Below are 16981 nucleotides of genomic sequence, written 5' to 3' on the forward strand. Positions count from 1 at the left end.
GATCAATCCTGGGGTTGCTGTGCTGAATAGGAAAAATGGTTTGGCAGATCGGCGAGCCGCGGCAGCGTCTTGTCCTTGTCGGACGATACGATGTCTGTCTCATCGAAGGGCCAGCGAATGCCGATCGCCGGATCGTTCCAGGCGATGCCCCGATCATGCTGCGGGCTGTAGGGTGCGGTTACCTTGTAGCTGATGACGCTGTTCGGCTCGATCGTTGCGAATCCGTGTGCGAAGCCGGGCGGTATCCAGAGCTGTTTGCCGGTGTCCGGTGAGAGCTCCTGAGAGAGCCATTTGCCGAAGCTCGGTGATCCCACGCGGATATCGACGACGACATCCATGATCCGGCCGGCAAGGCAGCGCACCAGCTTGCCCTGTGCAAAGGGCGGTATCTGGAAATGCAGCCCCCGGACGGTGCCGGCCTGCGCCGAAAGCGATTCATTGTCCTGGACGAACGTGACGTCGGCCACATTTTCCCGGAACCAGGCATCCTTGAATACCTCGGAGAAGTAGCCGCGGTGATCGCCGAAACGTGGCGGCGTGATCGCAACGATGCCCTCGATGGCGGCGGTCTCAATATGCATGACTTACCTTTTCTGCGGCCTTCATCAGGCGCCCGCCTTCATAACGCTCATCAGCATCTCCGCCTGCGAGCGGCTCTGGATGGCGGCAAGGCCTTTTGCGGCAATGGTATCGCGCTCGTCGGCATCTGCGATCAGCTTGTAGCAGCGCTCGATCATGTCGTCATAGGGCTCGATTGCCAAGCCGCCGATGAAGGGCTGGAGGTCCGGATCGCGGATGTCGCCTTCCGTCAGCACGCAAACCCGATTGGCGAGCAGGTAGGAAATGCGCACGATCTCGAAGACGCCGCTCGCATAATGATGGATGTTGATGACGATCTTGGCGCGGGCAATCGCCGCATCGCGTTCCGCACCATAGATGTTGAAGAGATGCGCGACCTTGAGCCCGCCCTCTTCAAGCGTCTTCAGGATGTGATGGCGGCGTTCGTTCATCGAGCCGTAGAAGAGCACGTCGATATCCTTGACGACGGCATGCTGGATCTGGCTCAGGCAACTGTTGTAACCGATTTCGAGCACGCCGGCGTGATCGATACCCTTGGCGGCAAGGTTTTCGCGGTTGCGCGGGCTGTAGTCGAGCACCGGCATTGCCCTCAGGATCGACATATAGCGCGAATTGATCCAGATGCTTTCTTCGGACACCTGCTCGAGATTGATGATGACACTGTCCTTCGGCAGATGATCGACGATTTCGGCCGGAAGGAGGTTGCCGCCATAAATGATCGGCGCACGGTCCGCGAACTCGTTCATGTCTCTGACGATCGGCGCAGAACCGCCCAGCTCATGGAAGGCACCCTGCAGACCGAGCGCAACCTCGTCGAAGGCGTGGCTGTGGTTGTAATTGGCAGGCGTCACGATCCAGATGCAATGGCGATCCTTGTGGGCCTGCCATCCGCCGGCAAAGGGCTGCAATGCGTTGCGAAGCGGCTGCTCGATCTTCTGGGCGGCGGGGATCTCGGTACGCACAGCCTGCTGCGGCGCCGGGGAGGCGCCGGAAGCCTGCGGAGCATAGGCACGCATCAGTTCGCGGCCACCCGTGAACTGGCCGCGCGGCATCCAGACCGGCGGATCATCGGCGAACCAGATAAGGTGCGGCTGCTTGATCAGTGGTTGGCGGCCCTCCTGCCAAGAGGCCAAGTGGGCCTCGTCGGGGCTCTGAAGAAAAGCTTCCTTGGCGGAAAAGAGACCATGCAGCATCCGGCCGAGGCGGCCACCGAACTTCCACTCGAAATCGGCAGGCGCCGGCACGAAGGCGGCGATCTTCAATCCTGTTGTAGCAGCCTGCTGGACATAGAGCCCGAGCAGACGCTCGATCACGAAGGGGCGCATCGTCGCGTTGGCGTCGCGTGAATACTGCGCCGAACCGGCATAGGCAATGCCCGCCGGCGTGCCGCGGCGCCATTCATTTTCCAGCGATTCCAGAATGACTTCGCAAAAGGCGAAATATCCGGACCAGAACTTCCTGTTGCCGCAGAAATAGTTGCAGAACATGAAGGCGGTTTTGTCTTGCGGCGGCGCGATCGGATAGCCGAGCTGCTGGATATGGAGGAAGATCGGCTCCATGCCTGGACGGCCGCCAAGCAGGGAATGCTCCCAGACGTTGCTGTAGATCGCGGCGTGGCCGATCAGCGGATTGTAGAGATAGGCGTCCGCACCTTCCGCCCTGGCCTTTTCCGCCTCGGTAACGAAGGATGGGAAGCTCGTCACCGACTTCACCTCGAATTTGCTGGACAGCAGTCCCCAGAACACGTCCTCGCCGAGGCCGATCGCCTCGTGATGCGCATGCAGGATGCGGAAGAGCTCGTATTCGCGGGTCGCAGCCTGCGTGTTGAATGAGATGTCGAGCGGTACGGCAGTCGCGTCGAGCTGGCTGCGCTGCGAAGGGCCGAGATAAGGCTGGTAGATAATGACGGACCCCGTGCCGGCAGCTTTTTCCGTGAGAAGCGCCAGATCAGGAAGACCGGCCGGCAGAGCGGGAATAGGCTGATTGATCGTCAAGGCATCGTCCTTCGTGCATGGCCGCCGTCTTCGCGATTCACGAAACGGCTTCGGGCTGGTTTGGGTATCGACTATTGGATGTGAAGCTTGCGCCACACTGTTCGCAGGACTTTCGCTGGTCAGCCTGGAGGGATTGCAGGAGCTCGACCTATCCGGGGTCAGTTTTCTCTAGCCAGCTTTGCTCGCTCAGCCGCTTCTGCTGCCAGTATCGCAAAGACTTGCGATACTACGTTTGGGATTGCCTCGGTTTATACGCCGGTTCTATAAACACCATCATTCGATACGGTAGCCATATCTCCGAACAAGAACCCAGGCAGGTTGTTGCCATAGAGCTCGGCCAACCGCTTGATTAGAAGATAGCTTCCCAGACGCTCCTGGCAAAATGAGATCGCACGTTTCTGCACGGGATCTTCGGCTTGAAACGGTTGATATCGTTTCGCAAATTCAAGAGACGGCGCCACAAGGCGCACAAAAGTATCCAGCCACCAGTCCGTCGGATATGTGCCGAGCTCAATACCTCCAGGAACGAGAGTGCCGGAATTAAAAAAATGCAAAGCTTCGGCTTGCGTTAAAGTATTTGCTTCGACTGAAAACGCCGTATATCTGAAAAAGTCAACAATATTGTGGCAGCCTGCATAGTGATACGATATGTTATGTAGATTCAATGGACGAGGCAGAAAGAAATCTTCTGAAAAAATCGCCGGATTCTCTGGTCTTGTGATTTCTACTTCTTCTGAAGTTGCTATATTCATGCCGGGATATTCGGGATTCGGCGTTCCGATTCTTAGTCTTGTTAAAAATTTACGATACTGCCAGATGGTAATGTTGCGAGGTTTTACAGTTTCTTCCGAGACGACTTTTGCGATGACTAGCGTTCCCAGCGATCCTGACAATTTCGCGTGAATCTCCTCCGGCTCGCTGAAAAAATCATAACCGGCGATAACATCCATCCCCCTGTTGTCCAAAGGCGGTTTGGAATTGAGCCATATGATTTTCGAGCCCTCCGGAGGAGGGTAGCTCGGCAAATCCTTATGGCAAACAATGAAAATGGTCATATCTGTAATCAGCCTCTTGTGGATGGGGAGTTTCTGCCGGCTGCAATTACCACGCTGCTCGCCCGTCATTGCCTCCTGTCAGCGTGAGGGGTGCGAAGGTATCTGCCTTGGGGATGTTTCTATAGCGCGTTCCTTGCGCGTAGCAGGTGCGAAGCCGGATCTATCCGGGAATGAAGTCGGGTGCCGCAAGCCGAAGCGCGTCGACATTCTTTTGCTTGAGCCTGCTGTCGCCATCGGCGATATCGGCACGTGTCAACAAGACCGCAATAGCGGTCGGTCTCCTCCCATATCGACGGGCGCTGGGCAACCCGCTCGACGAAATTCCCTAACGCGAAAACTGAATGACTTCGCCATTATACTGTGCGCGCGCCGTCTCGCGGAAGCCGAGCTTGGCTGCGACCCTGAGCGACGCCACGTTCTCGGGGCTGATGATGCAGCTCATTGTCTTTCCCGGAAAACGCGCTGCCGCCCAGCCGATCAGGGCTGTCAGCGCCTCGGTGGCATAACCGCGGCCCTGGGCCGCCGGCATCAGCACCCAGCCGACCTCCATCGTTCCCTCGATTGACGGCTCCATTTCGCGGCGGGCTTCGAGAAATCCGGCTTCGCCGATGAACCGGCCGCTTGCCTTTTCCTCGATCGCAAGAAAGCCGAAGCCCATATGATGCCACATGCCGGCAATGCGCAGCATACGGGCCCAGCTCTGCTCGCGCGTCGAGGGCGCGCCGCTGATGAGGCGGACGACATCCTCGTTCGCCCACAACGCTGCATGCGCTTCGAAATCGTCGAGGTGGTGAGGGCGAAGTATCAACCGCTGCGTTTCGAGCGTCGGAATGTCGGTCACATCGGTTCCCCTGAAAGCTGTACGGTCAGGCGCCGGCTTCGCCGTCCCAGTAATCGAGAGGATTTTCCGCGCGTCCCATATGCCGGAATCGCCCGGGCCTTGCGCCATCTCTGTTGGTCTTGGCAAGAAACTTTCCGGAATCGGGATATTCGACGATCTCGGTCTTCGCCATCGTCGAGATGCCGAGATAGACGAGGGTCGCCGTGCCGGTGTTGATGATCTGGTGCGCCGTTTCAGGCCCGCCGGCCGGCGCGCCGAGCACGTCGCCGGCTTTGATCGCATGGCGCTCGTCGCCGAAGCGGTATTCGCCGGTGCCCGCGATCACGTAGAAAAGCTCGTCTTCGACATGGTGATTGTGGAAGGGGCAGCTCGATTTGCCCGACGGCACTTCATTATAGCTGATGCCGAGACCGGCCAGACCAAGACGTGCGCCGAACGAGGCGTCGGCCCCTTCGTAGAACTCGCCCTGTTTCCAGTGATCGAGCGCGAGATCGGCGATATTGAGCACCGTTTTCGGTTCCGTCGCCATGATGTCCTCCTGTTGCAGGAAGAGAAGCTATCATCTTGGCGGAAAATTCAATGCCCGTCTGCGCTGATCCGGGAAATTCCCGGCATGGGCGGAGAGGAGACCGCCGCCCATGCTTTGAGCGCCGCGCTTCGGGCGGAACGCGCCGGGACGCTCTGTCGTTGGCGATGCGCTGGAACCTCAGCGGACGTAGAACGTCAGGCTTCCGTCAGCCGCCTGTTCGGCATTGACGATGTTGCGGACGTCGACGCCTTCATGGTTGAGCCGACGGGCAAGCGACCGGTTGGCGTCGATCGAAGCCTGGATGCCGCGGATGGCCTGGCCGGAGCGTTCCGGCGCCGAGCGCGGGCCTGTCGTCTCGTCATCGAGATTGCGCCAATTATGGACCTGCTCGACGTTGAAGTCATTGCCCTGGAAGGTCCTGAGCGTCTGCTCGATGCCGTGGGCGGTGTTCATCCCAAGACTTTCGGCCCGGCTGGCGCCGGCAAATGCAAGCGAGGAGAGGGCGGCGGCGAGGGTGATTGTGACAACGCGGTTCATGATTGTATCCTTTCATCTGCTTTGACGGTCGGCTGTCTTTGCAGGGGATCGTCTCGTCACGACATGGAATTGGCGTTGCCCTCTTCGCGATTCAATGGACTAAGCCACTGAAAATCCATTAAAAATTCTTCATGAAAATTGCCTTCGAATTGCCGTTTTCCAGGCGTCCGGGGAAACTGGTTTGAAAGGCCTGCTCAGCTGTGCAGCTATCCCTTTGCCGATATTTCGTCTTTGGCGTTGCGGCATCGGGCGAAAGTGCTTGCCATTCTGATGAAGGCATGTTTTGACCGCGGCCTGCCGAGTGGAAAACGCCCCATAAACCGAAGGTGAACCATGCCGAGAGAGACCGCTCCCCATATTTTGATCGTTGAGGCCCGCTTCTACGACGACATGGCCGATGCCCTGCTCGAAGGCGCGACCTTCGCATTGCAAGAGGCCGGCGCCACCTTTGAGGTCGTCACCGTTCCCGGCGCGCTGGAAATTCCGGCAGCGATTGCCATGTCGCTCGATGGAGACGACAATGGCGGCACGCATTATGACGGCTATGTCGCCCTCGGCATGGTCATCCGCGGCGAGACCTATCACTTCGATATCGTGTCGAACGAATCCTCGCGCGCTTTGATGGATCTCGCGGTCAGCGAGTCCCTTGCCATCGGCAACGGCATACTGACCGTGGAAAATGACGAACAGGCCTGGGCGCGCGCGCGCCGCTCGGACAAGGACAAGGGCGGATTTGCCGCTCGCGCAGCTCTGACGATGATCGAGCTGAAGCAGAAACTGGGTGCATGAAGAATGAGTGACGACAAGACGGAACGGCCGGTCAAGACTGCGAACCAGCGGGGCGCTGCCCGTCTTGCTGCCGTTCAGGCGCTTTATCAGATGGATGTCGGCGGCACGGGCGTTCTGGAAATCGTCGCTGAATACGAGGCGCATCGCCTCGGCCAGGAAATCGACGGCGCGACCTACCTGAAGGCCGATGCCGGCTGGTTCCGCTCCATCGTCTCCGGCGTGGTGCGTGATCAGGTCCGCCTCGATCCGCTGATCGCTGCAGCGCTGCAGGATGATTGGGCTCTGTCGCGGCTTGACAGCACCGTGCGCGCCATCCTGCGCGCCGGCGTTTTCGAACTCCTTGACCGCAAGGACGTTCCGGTGGCGGTCATCGTCACCGAATATGTCGAGATCGCACAGGCGTTTTTCGAGGACGACGAGCCGAAGCTCGTCAACGCCGTGCTCGACCGCATCGCCAAGCAGGTCCGCGGCGAGGCGAAGAGATAGGTTCTTAGCCGCCAAACGATCTCCCTTCGTCTTTCTTCTCAGCGTAACGGTTTTCGCCCGTTGCGGTCTTGACGCCACGTGATCGACCACGCAATCTCCGCACCGCTTAGCTGTGGCATTTCTGTGGAGAGGAAGGCGAGTCGGCGGCGTATCTGCCGGAGGAGGAGTGAACTCCGGCCTATGGGAGGAAAGAGCGAAATGACCATTCTTTTATGCGTAATTGCATGCGGTCTGCTCTCGGTGGTCTATGCCGCCTGGGCAACCCGGTCGGTGCTTGCCGCCGATCAGGGAAACAGCCGGATGCAGGAGATCGCGGGCTATATCCGCGAAGGCGCTCAGGCCTATCTGACGCGCCAGTATCGCACCATTGCCCTCGTCGGCGTCGTTGTCTTCATCGCAGCCTGGCTGCTTCTTTCCGCCACGGCCGCCATCGGCTTCCTGATTGGCGCCGTGCTGTCAGGCGCTGCCGGTTTCATCGGCATGCACGTCTCCGTCCGCGCCAACGTGCGCACCGCGCAGGCCGCGTCCGCCAGCCTCTCCGCCGGCCTCGACATCGCCTTCAAGTCGGGTGCGATCACCGGCATGCTGGTGGCGGGCCTCGCGCTGCTCGGCGTCTCCATCTACTACACTATTCTGACCGTCGGTCTCGGCCATGAGAGCGGCTCGCGCGACGTCATCGATTCGCTGGTGGCGCTCGGCTTCGGCGCTTCGCTGATCTCGATCTTCGCCCGTCTCGGCGGCGGCATCTTCACCAAGGGCGCCGATGTTGGCGGCGACCTCGTCGGCAAGGTGGAAGCCGGCATTCCCGAGGACGATCCGCGCAACCCGGCGACGATTGCCGATAACGTCGGCGACAATGTCGGCGACTGCGCCGGCATGGCCGCCGACCTTTTCGAGACCTATGCGGTCTCCGTCGTTGCCACCATGGTTCTCGCCGCGATCTTCTTTGCCGGCGCGCCGATCCTCGAGTCCGCGATGATCTATCCGCTGGCGATCTGCGGCGCCTGCATCATCACCTCGATCATCGGCACCTTCTTCGTCAAGCTCGGTTCGAACGGCTCGATCATGGGCGCCCTCTACAAGGGCCTCATCGTCACCGGCCTCTTGTCGATCATCGGTCTCGGCGCCGCCACCTCGCTGACGGTCGGCTGGGGCTCGCTCGGCACCGTTGCCGGCGCCGACGTGACGGGCACGAACCTCTTCGTCTGCGGCCTTGTCGGCCTCGTCGTCACCGCGCTGATCGTCGTCATCACCGAATATTATACCGGCACCGGCAAGCGTCCGGTCGTTTCGATCGCCCAGTCGTCGGTGACCGGTCACGGCACCAACGTCATCCAGGGTCTGGCGGTCTCGCTGGAATCGACCGCCCTGCCGGCCATCGTCATCGTCGGCGGCATTCTTGCCACCTATCAGCTCGGCGGCCTTTTCGGCACCGGCATTGCGGTCACCGCCATGCTCGGTCTTGCCGGCATGATCGTTGCGCTCGATGCCTTTGGCCCGGTCACCGACAATGCCGGCGGCATCGCCGAAATGTCGCATCTGCCGCCGGAAGTGCGCAAGTCGACCGATGCGCTCGACGCCGTCGGCAACACCACGAAGGCGGTGACCAAGGGTTACGCGATCGGTTCGGCCGGCCTCGGTGCGCTGGTGCTTTTTGCCGCCTATGCCAACGATCTCAGATATTTCGCCGCCCATGGCGACCAATATCCCTACTTCGCCAATATCGGCGAAATCTCCTTCGAATTGTCGAACCCCTATGTCGTCGCCGGCCTGCTGTTCGGCGGCCTGATTCCCTATCTCTTCGGCGGCATCGCCATGACAGCCGTCGGCCGCGCCGCCGGCTCGATCGTCGAGGAGGTGCGCCGCCAGTTCAAGATGAAGCCGGGCATCATGCAGGGCACGGAAAAGCCGGATTACGGTAAGGCCGTCGACCTTCTGACCAAGGCGGCCATCCGTGAAATGATCGTGCCGTCGCTGCTGCCGGTGCTGGCGCCCATCGTCGTCTATTTCGGCGTGCTTCTGATCTCCGGCTCCAAGGCCTCCGCCTTTGCCGCCCTCGGCGCATCGCTGCTCGGCGTCATCATCAACGGCCTCTTCGTCGCTATCTCGATGACCTCGGGCGGCGGCGCCTGGGACAATGCCAAGAAGAGCTTCGAGGACGGTTTCGTCGACAAGGACGGCGTGCGTCACATGAAGGGTTCGGATGCGCACAAGGCCTCCGTTACCGGCGATACCGTCGGCGATCCCTACAAGGACACAGCCGGCCCTGCCGTCAACCCGGCGATCAAGATCACCAATATCGTGGCACTTCTGCTGCTCGCCGTTCTCGCCGGTTGATGGCTGCAACAGCGGCTGGCAGCCCCTCACCCTAACCCTCTCCCGGTAAAAACGGGGAGAGGGGACGTGCCATGCGAGACGTTGGTAAGGGACGGAAAGAGTGCGACTATCGCCCTTCGCCCCGTTTACGGGGAGAAGGTGGCGGCAGCCGGATGAGGGGCGGGCGTCCAATCTCCTGGGCCGAAGATGACGCCGAGTAAAAACACGAGGTTTGTCAACAAAAAACCCGCCGGAGCGATCCGGCGGGTTTTGTCGTTGAAGCTTGTCCGATCAGCGCAGGCTGCTCGGATTCTGCGGCGTGCCGCCGGCGCCGCCGCCGAACAGGCTGCGGGCGGCGCTCGCAGCGCTGCCGCCGGAAAGCATCTGCTGCAGGAAGGTGAGTTCCTTGCCGCCGGTCGGCGTGACGCGCCCGATCGTGTCGAACACCTTGCCGTCCTGCAGCGTATAATTGGCGCGGCGGCTGACGACGCCGTCCTTGTCGAAATAGATCGCCAGAACGCTCTGATCGACGACCTTCAGCTTCTGAAAGGCGACCGAACGCGTGCGCCGCTGCGAGATGTAATAGAAGACTTCGCCGTCGAAGGTCGCCGTCGTCGACGGGGTGCCGAGCGAAAGCAGCGCCTGCTCGCGGCTCGAGCCTTCCGGAACGAGATTGAGCGACTGCTGGTCGGCGACGTAGCCGCCATTGAGCACGGTGCCGGTCTGGCAGCCCGAAAGAGCAGTGGTTGAGGCGATTATGAAGGCAATGGCCGCGCTGCTGAAGAACTTCATGTCAGACTTGAAATACCGTTTCTTCAACGACATCTACTCCCTTGAGTGTCGATAGCAGCCGTTTGGGCCTTGCACGCTTCCTCCTGCAAAACCATTGTGGCCATTCCGGGTCGAATGTCCCGAATTTGTTTCCCAACGCCTCGAAGGCGTCGTCCCGAAACTGGCTACGATCGGCATTGCAATTCGCGCCTGCTTCGGTAAACCAGCTTTCGAAATCATGCAACAAGGCCAGACGCCAGCCGGCGTGAAGATTGAGGCATTTCCGGAAAAAACAATGATCTTCGGTCTCTTCCGCAAGAAAAACAACAATCAGGCGATCGTCGACAGGCAATATGCGGCGCTGACGGCCGCCGCGCGCATGCCGGAACTTTATGAGCGGCTCAATGTGCCGGACACGGTCATGGGCCGTTTCGAAATGCTGTCGATCGTGATGATTCTGTATTTTCGCCGTACGCGTGCCTCTGCTGTCAGCGGCCAGGAGATCGCCCAGGAGATCGTCGACGCCTTTTTCCAGGACATCGACTATTCGATCCGCGAACTCGGCATTGGTGACAACAGCGTGCCGAAACGCATGAAGAAGCTCGCCGGCATGTTCTACGGCCGGCTCGAAGCCTATTCGAAGGCGATGGATGCGGGCGATCGCGAAGCGCTTGCGCTCGCCCTCCAGCGCAATATCTACCCCGAAAGCCCGGCGCCGGCCGATATGTCCGGCCTTGCCGGCTGGATGGTGGCGGCAGAAGCCCATCTGTCCGCCGTTCCGGAAGAGATGATTGCCGGCGGCTCGGCAACGCTGCCGCCGGTCGCCTGAAGGAGGAAATAATGAAGAACGATCGGGACGATGTTCCCTTCTCCTATCACGTCAAGGTCGGCCATATCTCCGCCAACCCCGTCGAGGTCCATATCGAGGCCGACGCCAGCGAATTGAAGGCGCTCGCCGAGGCCTGGAACGTCGTCTCCGTCGAGGCTCTGAGCGCCGATCTGCAGATTGGCCGCTGGAAGCGCGACGGCGTGCGCGTCAAGGGCCGCGTGCAGGCGAAGATCGTCCAGTCCTGCGTCGTGACGCTCGAACCGGTCGAAGCCACCATCGACGAAAACTTCGAGCAGATTTTCGTGCCTGAAGGTTCCAAGCTTGCCCGCCAGCCCGGCAATGACGCCGGTGAAATGCTGCTCGATCCAGACGGTCCTGATCTGCCCGAGACCTTTGTCGGCGATACGATCGATGCCGGCGAGGTGGTCGCGGAATTCGCCGCTCTTGCGATCGACCCCTATCCGCGCAAAGAGGGCGTCGAGTTCGAAGGTCATATCGAAGATAGCGGCGAGAACGATAAAAAGCCCTCCGCTTTCGCGGTTCTCAAGGACTGGAAAAAGGACTGAAGCCTCGCTGGCATTTGACACAATTCAGTTGTATGCGACGCCAAAACCAGTATTTTGGCCGAAATTTCGCCCCTCGGCGGAAAGAAGGATCAGGGACGCGTGATCAGAATATCTCTCGACCTCATGGGTGGCGACTTTGGTCCCCAGGTTGTCATCCCCGGCGCTGCCAAGGCGCTGGATCGGCATCCGGATATTTCTTTCGTTTTTTACGGTCTTAAGGAACAGTGCGATCCTGTTCTCGCCAAATTTCCGAAACTTAAGGAAAAATCGGTCTTTCACGATTGCGAGCTTGCGGTCAGCATGGAAGAGAAGCCGAGCCAGGCGCTGCGCCGTGGCCGCTATGTCTCCACCATGTGGCGTTCGATCGAAGCGGTGAAAACGGGCGATGCCGATGTCGCGGTCTCGGCCGGCAATACCGGGGCGCTGATGGCGATGGCGAAGTTCTGTCTTCGCACCATGGCCAATATCGAGCGCCCGGCGATCGCGGCGATCTGGCCGACGCTGAAGGGTGAGAGCATCGTGCTCGATGTCGGCGCGACGATCGGCGCCGATGCGCAGCAGCTGATGGATTTCGCTCTGATGGGCGGCGCCATGGCGCGCGCGCTTTTCGAGATCGAACGCCCGACGATCGGCCTTCTGAACGTCGGCGTCGAAGAGGTGAAAGGCCAGGAAGAGGTCAAGGAGGCCGGTAGGCTGTTGCGCGAGGCGAATATCGATTCGCTCGAATATTCCGGCTTCGTCGAGGGCAACGATCTCGGCAAGGGCACCGTCGACGTCGTCGTCACCGAAGGCTTCTCCGGCAATATTGCGCTCAAGACCGCCGAAGGCACGGCCAAGCAGATCGCCGAATATCTGCGTGCGGCCATGTCGCGCACGCTGCTCGCCCGCATCGGCTACCTCTTCGCCAAAGGCGCCTTCGACATGCTTCGCGAGAAACTCGATCCGAGCAAGGTCAACGGCGGCGTGTTTCTCGGCCTGAACGGCATCGTCATCAAGAGCCATGGCGGCGCCAATGCCGAAGGCATCGCCGCCGCGATCGAGGTCGGCTACGACATGGCCAAGAACGGCCTCAATCAGAAAATAGAAAACGATCTTAAGAAATATCATGCCAAGCGCCTGCCCCCGATGGGCCCGGAAGCGGCATGAGCGATGGGGTTCAATCGAATATGATCCGTTCAGTGGTTCGCGGATTCGGAGCCGCACTTCCGAAGCGCGTGATGACCAATCAAGATATGGAAGCCATCGTCGATACGTCGGATGAATGGATCGTCCAGCGCACCGGCATCCGCCAGCGTTACGTGGCCGGCGACGACGAGACGACGGCCTCGCTCGGCGAGGCGGCCGCGCGGGCGGCGCTCGAAAATGGCGGGCTGACGCCCGACGACATCGATCTCATCATCTGCGCCACCTCGACGCCCGACAACACGTTTCCGGCGACCTCGGTCAACATCCAGAACCGTCTCGGCATGCGCCACGGCTTCGCCTTTGACGTTCAGGCCGTCTGCACCGGTTTCGTCTATGCGGTGACGACTGCGGACGCCTATATCCGCGGCGGCCTTGCAAAACGCGTTCTGGTGATCGGCGCCGAGACTTTTTCGCGCATTCTCGACTGGAACGACCGCACGACCTGTGTGCTCTTCGGCGACGGCGCCGGCGCGATCGTGCTGGAGGCGGCCGAAGGCGAGGGGACGTCTGAAGACCGCGGCGTGCTGACCGCGCATCTGCGTTCCGACGGTTCGCACAAGGACAAGCTTTATGTCGACGGCGGACCGTCGACGACCGGCAGCGTCGGCAAGCTGCGCATGGAAGGCCGCGAGGTTTTCAAATACGCCGTCGGCATGATCACCGATGTCATCCAGGCTGCGTTCGATTCGACCGGCACCACCGCCGAAGATCTTGACTGGCTGGTGCCGCACCAGGCCAATCGACGCATCATCGACGGTTCGGCGAAGAAGCTGAACATCGATGCGGAAAAGGTCGTCGTCACGGTCGATCTGCACGGCAATACCTCGGCCGCCTCGATCCCGCTCGCGCTTGCGACCGCTGCCGGCGACGGCCGCATCAAGAAGGGTGACCTGGTGATGCTCGAAGCGATGGGCGGCGGCTTCACCTGGGGCGCCGTTCTGTTGCGCTGGTAAGCGCAAATCCTAAAAAACTGGCGGCGAACAAGAGCTTGACCGTGAGGCGCAAGACAAATACTCTTCGATCGCTTTCACAAAATAATTTGTAATGGGCGGGGAAACCATGACCGGAAAAACAGTGACGCGAGCAGACCTGGCGGAATCCGTTTTCCGAAAGGTTGGGCTTTCCCGGACAGAATCCGCCGAACTTGTCGAAACCGTCATCGACGAAATCTGCAACGCCATCGTGCGTGGTGAAACCGTCAAGCTTTCTTCCTTCGCCACCTTTCAGGTTCGCGACAAGAACGAGCGGATCGGCCGCAACCCGAAGACCGGCGAGGAGGTTCCGATCTCTCCCCGCCGGGTCATGACCTTCAAGGCATCGAACGTGCTGAAGACGCGCATCCTCAAGGCGCATGTCGCTCGCAAGGTCAAGCTGAAGCCGCAGAATCCGGCTCTCTGATATCGGTCTTCCGCCTGCTCGGAACGGCTTTTTTCTCCCGCATCATCCATCGCCTGTGCGCAACGTCGACACATGACTTGAATTGTCGGCGCCAAACCTTTGAAATATGGTGAGTCGCCGTTGGATCGAGCCTGCGAGGTTGCGTAGCAGTATGACGTTGGACAAGAGCCCCGATGCCTTTCGCACCATCAGCGAAGTCGCAGACGATCTTGATCTGCCGCAGCATGTGCTGCGCTTCTGGGAAACGCGGTTTCCTCAGATAAAGCCGATGAAACGCGGCGGTGGCCGTCGCTACTACCGGCCGGAGGATGTCGACCTTCTCAAGGGCATCCGGCATTTGCTCTATGATCACGGCTATACGATCAAGGGCGTGCAGAAGCTTCTGAAGACCAACGGCAACAAGTTCGTCATATCGGTCGGCCATGGCGACCTCGCTAGCGTCGAGGCGCTTGCCTCGGGCGTGCAGGAGACGGGATCGGGCGAGCCGCGCGTCGGCATGGCCGAGGAGGACCAGATTGTCGGCCGCGCCAAGCCGCCCATCACCCGCCGGTTCTTCAACTTCGTCGCCGGAGATGACGATCAGCCGGAAGTCTCGATCGGCAAGTCGAGCATCGGCAAGGAAGACAGGGCGCTGCTGCAGGAGGCGCTCTACGACCTCCTCGAATGCAAGCGTCTGCTTGATCAGGTGCGTTGAGCAAACACGCCTCAGGCTTCAGCAAGCAGCTTCATCGCCTGTTCGAGCTCGCTGAGCTGGAAAGGTTTGCGCAGCACCGGCAGCGTGCTTGGGGTGCTGCCTTCCGGTGCACTGCCATAGCCCGTCGCATAGAGATAGGGTTTGCCGCGCTCGTCGAGCAGCTTTGCGACCGGCAGCGAACTCCGGCCGGCAAGTGAGACGTCGAGGATGGCGGCGTCGAACTCCGTGTCCTTGGCAGCCGCGAGCGCCCGTTCCAGGTCGGGCGCAGTCGCGCAAACCCGATAGCCGAGATCGCTCAGCATGTCCTCGAGCAGCATGGCGATCAGCGCATCGTCCTCGACGATGAATATGTCTTTCATGATCCCGTCCACCCATTCCCCTTGCTGGGCACGAAGTTTATGTGACCGCTTGTGCAGCTCGTCAAGATGCTGCACGCAGCGGTGGTAAAACCTGTTGCGCAAAAGCCGCGCCGCGGTTTTACGGAACGATATGTGTAACCATAAAAGCCTCAGGCGCGGCAAGCGAATCTGAAAGATCGCGCCGCGCTTTCGAAACAGCATATTGCCCGGCGAAATTCGTTGTGCAAAAGCTGAGATGCCGTTTCAGCGACGGCTACTGCAAAATTCGCGAAATGGGAATCGCTTTACGGAAAAAATTATGCAGTAATTCAAAGCGTTGCAGCGTCCTTTGCGCGCGTCTGAAAGGACGCGCGGCGCTGTGAGAAGGGGTATGGAATGGATTTGCTGAGTGCCACGGATTGGCTGCGTCACAGGCCGGGCTATACCTATCCGCTGGCGGTTGCCTTCGTTGGTCTGACGTTTCTTCTGCGACTCGCTGCCAGCGATTATCTCTCCGGTTTTCCCTTCCTGAGTTTCCTCCCGGCGATCTTGCTCGCCAGTTTCATCGGCGGCGCAGGACCGGGCCTTCTCGCGGCCATGGTTGCGGCCTTCGTCGTTCAGCAGTTTTTCGTCGAGCCGCATGACGCATTCTGGCCGGTCAGCGCCGGCCAATGGGTTGGCCTTTCGACCTATCTGGTCAATGCCGCGATCATCATCGGACTGATGGAGATGATCATCATCGCCCATGGCAGGCAGAGCCGCCTCCGCTCCGAGCTCAACGGCTTCAACGCGCGCCTGGAGGAGACGGTGGGCGAGCGCACTGCAGCACTCAGACACGAAATGGAAGAGAATGCCGCCGCCCAGGCGCAGGTCCGCCAGCTGCAGAAGATGGAGACGATCGGCCAGCTCACAGGCGGCGTCGCCCATGATTTCAACAACATGCTGGCAATCATCATCGGCAATCTCGATCTTGCCCAGCGGCGCATGACCGGACATGAGGATCCGCGCCTCCTGAACTCCCTTCAGAATGCCAGAGACGGGGCCCAGCGGGCGGCGGTGCTGACCGCGCGTCTTCTCGCCTTCTCGCGCCAGCAGCCGCTCGCCCCGGAGGTGATCGACGTCAACAAACTGGTCGGCGGCATGTCGGAGTTGCTGCGACGCACGCTCGGCGAACATATCCGGATCGAGACCGTGCTCGCCGGCGGCCTCTGGCCGAGCTTTGCCGATTTGAGCCAACTCGAAAACGCCATGTTGAACCTGGCCGTCAATGCGCGCGACGCTATGCCCGGCGGCGGTCATCTGACGATTGAGACTGCCAATACCGAACTGGATGAGCGATATTCACGGATGCATTCGGAGGTCGAAGCGGGCCAGTATGTGATGATCAGCATCACCGACACCGGCACCGGCATGTCGCCAGACGTGATCGACCGCGCCTTCGATCCGTTTTACACCACCAAAGGACCCGGCAAGGGCACGGGCCTCGGCCTCAGCCAAGTCTACGGCTACATCAAGCAGAGCGGCGGCCATATCAAGATCTATTCGGAGATCGACCGCGGAACGACGGTAAAGATCTATCTGCCACGCCATGTCGGCAAGGCGGATGCGCGCCTCGCTGCCGCCGGCGCCCAGCCGCTTCCCCAGGGCAGCGTCAACGATACGATCCTGGTGGTGGAGGACGATGAACACGTCCGCACCATGACCGCCGAAAGCCTGCATGAACTCGGTTACACCGTATTGCAGGCGGGAAGCGGCGTGGAGGCGCTTCTCCTTCTCGAGCAGAATTCCGATATCGACCTGATCTTCACCGATATTGTGATGCCGCAGATGAGCGGGCGTCAGCTTGCCGACGCCGTTCAGGAAAAATGGCCAAGAATCCGGATCCTTTACACCACGGGTTACACGCGCAATGCCATCGTCCACAATGGCGTGCTGGATCACGGCGTTTCGCTGCTCGCCAAGCCTTTCAGCCTGGAGCAGCTCGCCCATAAGATCCGCGAGCTTTTGAATATGCCGGTGAGGATGGGAGGCGAGGAGGCGTGAAGTCGCGCGCGACGCGCGTCTCCAGCCTCCC

At 60.3% G+C, this 16981-nt stretch carries 17 protein-coding genes and 1 pseudogene; 10 read left to right on the forward strand and 8 right to left on the reverse strand.

Translation table 11 applies throughout. From position 1 onward, the window contains the following. Positions 1–2: 2 nt before the first annotated feature. The 6 genes and pseudogenes from rfbC to CO671_RS14035 form a co-directional block, all read right to left on the reverse strand. Positions 3–581, reverse strand: coding sequence for a dTDP-4-dehydrorhamnose 3,5-epimerase (gene rfbC / locus CO671_RS14010; RefSeq protein WP_097606430.1), 579 nt, complete (start codon positions 579–581; stop codon positions 3–5). After that, positions 571–2573 (reverse strand): annotated as a pseudogene (locus CO671_RS14015) (glycosyltransferase family 1 protein). Before CO671_RS14015 ends, rfbC begins: the two are co-directional and overlap by 11 nt. A gap of 248 nt (positions 2574–2821) precedes the next feature. After that, positions 2822–3628: a hypothetical protein gene (locus tag CO671_RS14020; RefSeq protein WP_097606520.1), complete on the reverse strand. Its 807-nt coding sequence runs from the start codon at positions 3626–3628 to the stop codon at positions 2822–2824. A 325-nt stretch (positions 3629–3953) separates the two neighbouring features. After that, positions 3954–4469, reverse strand: a complete 516-nt coding sequence (locus CO671_RS14025; RefSeq protein WP_097606432.1) for a GNAT family N-acetyltransferase — start codon at positions 4467–4469, stop codon at positions 3954–3956. A gap of 25 nt (positions 4470–4494) precedes the next feature. Beyond that, positions 4495–4998 (reverse strand): cupin domain-containing protein, encoded by a 504-nt coding sequence (locus CO671_RS14030; RefSeq protein WP_097606433.1) that lies wholly within the window; start codon positions 4996–4998, stop codon positions 4495–4497. 177 nt (positions 4999–5175) lie between these two features. Further along, positions 5176–5535, reverse strand: a complete 360-nt coding sequence (locus CO671_RS14035; protein ID WP_097606434.1) for a hypothetical protein — start codon at positions 5533–5535, stop codon at positions 5176–5178. A gap of 333 nt (positions 5536–5868) precedes the next feature. Here CO671_RS14035 and ribH point away from each other — a divergent pair, with 333 nt between their 5' ends. The 3 genes from ribH (at position 5869) to CO671_RS14050 (ending at position 9147) form a co-directional block, all read left to right on the forward strand. Then, positions 5869–6324, forward strand: a complete 456-nt coding sequence (gene ribH / locus CO671_RS14040; protein ID WP_004674116.1) for a 6,7-dimethyl-8-ribityllumazine synthase — start codon at positions 5869–5871, stop codon at positions 6322–6324. Between the two features lie 3 nt (positions 6325–6327). Next, positions 6328–6810: a transcription antitermination factor NusB gene (gene nusB, locus CO671_RS14045; RefSeq protein ID WP_097606435.1), complete on the forward strand. Its 483-nt coding sequence runs from the start codon at positions 6328–6330 to the stop codon at positions 6808–6810. A gap of 198 nt (positions 6811–7008) precedes the next feature. Further along, complete coding sequence (locus CO671_RS14050; protein ID WP_077993278.1) at positions 7009–9147, forward strand: sodium-translocating pyrophosphatase; 2139 nt, start codon at positions 7009–7011, stop codon at positions 9145–9147. A 270-nt stretch (positions 9148–9417) separates the two neighbouring features. Here the strand turns inward: CO671_RS14050 and CO671_RS14055 are convergent, their stop codons facing one another. Continuing rightward, entirely contained in the window at positions 9418–9951 is a 534-nt protein-coding gene (locus CO671_RS14055; RefSeq protein WP_064682165.1) for an outer membrane protein assembly factor BamE, read from the reverse strand. A gap of 184 nt (positions 9952–10135) precedes the next feature. On the opposite strand from CO671_RS14055, the gene CO671_RS14060 reads away from it, so the two are divergent. The 6 genes from CO671_RS14060 to CO671_RS14085 all read left to right on the forward strand — a co-directional run bounded on the left by CO671_RS14060 (position 10136) and on the right by CO671_RS14085 (position 14569). Further along, positions 10136–10726: a ubiquinol-cytochrome C chaperone family protein gene (locus tag CO671_RS14060; RefSeq protein ID WP_097606521.1), complete on the forward strand. Its 591-nt coding sequence runs from the start codon at positions 10136–10138 to the stop codon at positions 10724–10726. Between the two features lie 11 nt (positions 10727–10737). After that, a complete protein-coding gene (locus CO671_RS14065) occupies positions 10738–11292 on the forward strand; it encodes a DUF177 domain-containing protein (RefSeq protein ID WP_010028962.1) in 555 nt (184 codons plus the stop codon). 99 nt (positions 11293–11391) lie between these two features. Beyond that, positions 11392–12438, forward strand: a complete 1047-nt coding sequence (plsX, locus tag CO671_RS14070) for a phosphate acyltransferase PlsX (protein WP_097606522.1) — start codon at positions 11392–11394, stop codon at positions 12436–12438. Between the two features lie 20 nt (positions 12439–12458). Continuing rightward, positions 12459–13430 (forward strand): beta-ketoacyl-ACP synthase III, encoded by a 972-nt coding sequence (locus CO671_RS14075; RefSeq protein ID WP_097606523.1) that lies wholly within the window; start codon positions 12459–12461, stop codon positions 13428–13430. Positions 13431–13536: 106 nt separating this feature from the next. Then, a complete protein-coding gene (locus CO671_RS14080; protein WP_064682168.1) occupies positions 13537–13875 on the forward strand; it encodes an integration host factor subunit alpha in 339 nt (112 codons plus the stop codon). Positions 13876–14026: 151 nt separating this feature from the next. Further along, the gene (locus tag CO671_RS14085; RefSeq protein WP_064682169.1) at positions 14027–14569 is read left to right on the forward strand and encodes a MerR family transcriptional regulator; all 543 of its coding nucleotides are present in this window, start codon (positions 14027–14029) and stop codon (positions 14567–14569) included. A gap of 11 nt (positions 14570–14580) precedes the next feature. Here CO671_RS14085 and CO671_RS14090 read toward each other — a convergent pair whose 3' ends face one another. Then, positions 14581–14928, reverse strand: coding sequence for a response regulator (locus CO671_RS14090; RefSeq protein ID WP_097581670.1), 348 nt, complete (start codon positions 14926–14928; stop codon positions 14581–14583). Between the two features lie 375 nt (positions 14929–15303). Between CO671_RS14090 and CO671_RS14095 the strand changes: the two genes are divergently transcribed. Beyond that, complete coding sequence (locus CO671_RS14095; protein WP_010031114.1) at positions 15304–16950, forward strand: ATP-binding protein; 1647 nt, start codon at positions 15304–15306, stop codon at positions 16948–16950. The last annotated feature ends 31 nt before the right edge of the window (positions 16951–16981 follow it).

Source organism: Rhizobium sp. M10, assembly GCF_002531955.1.
Classification (GTDB): domain Bacteria; phylum Pseudomonadota; class Alphaproteobacteria; order Rhizobiales; family Rhizobiaceae; genus Rhizobium; species Rhizobium etli_C.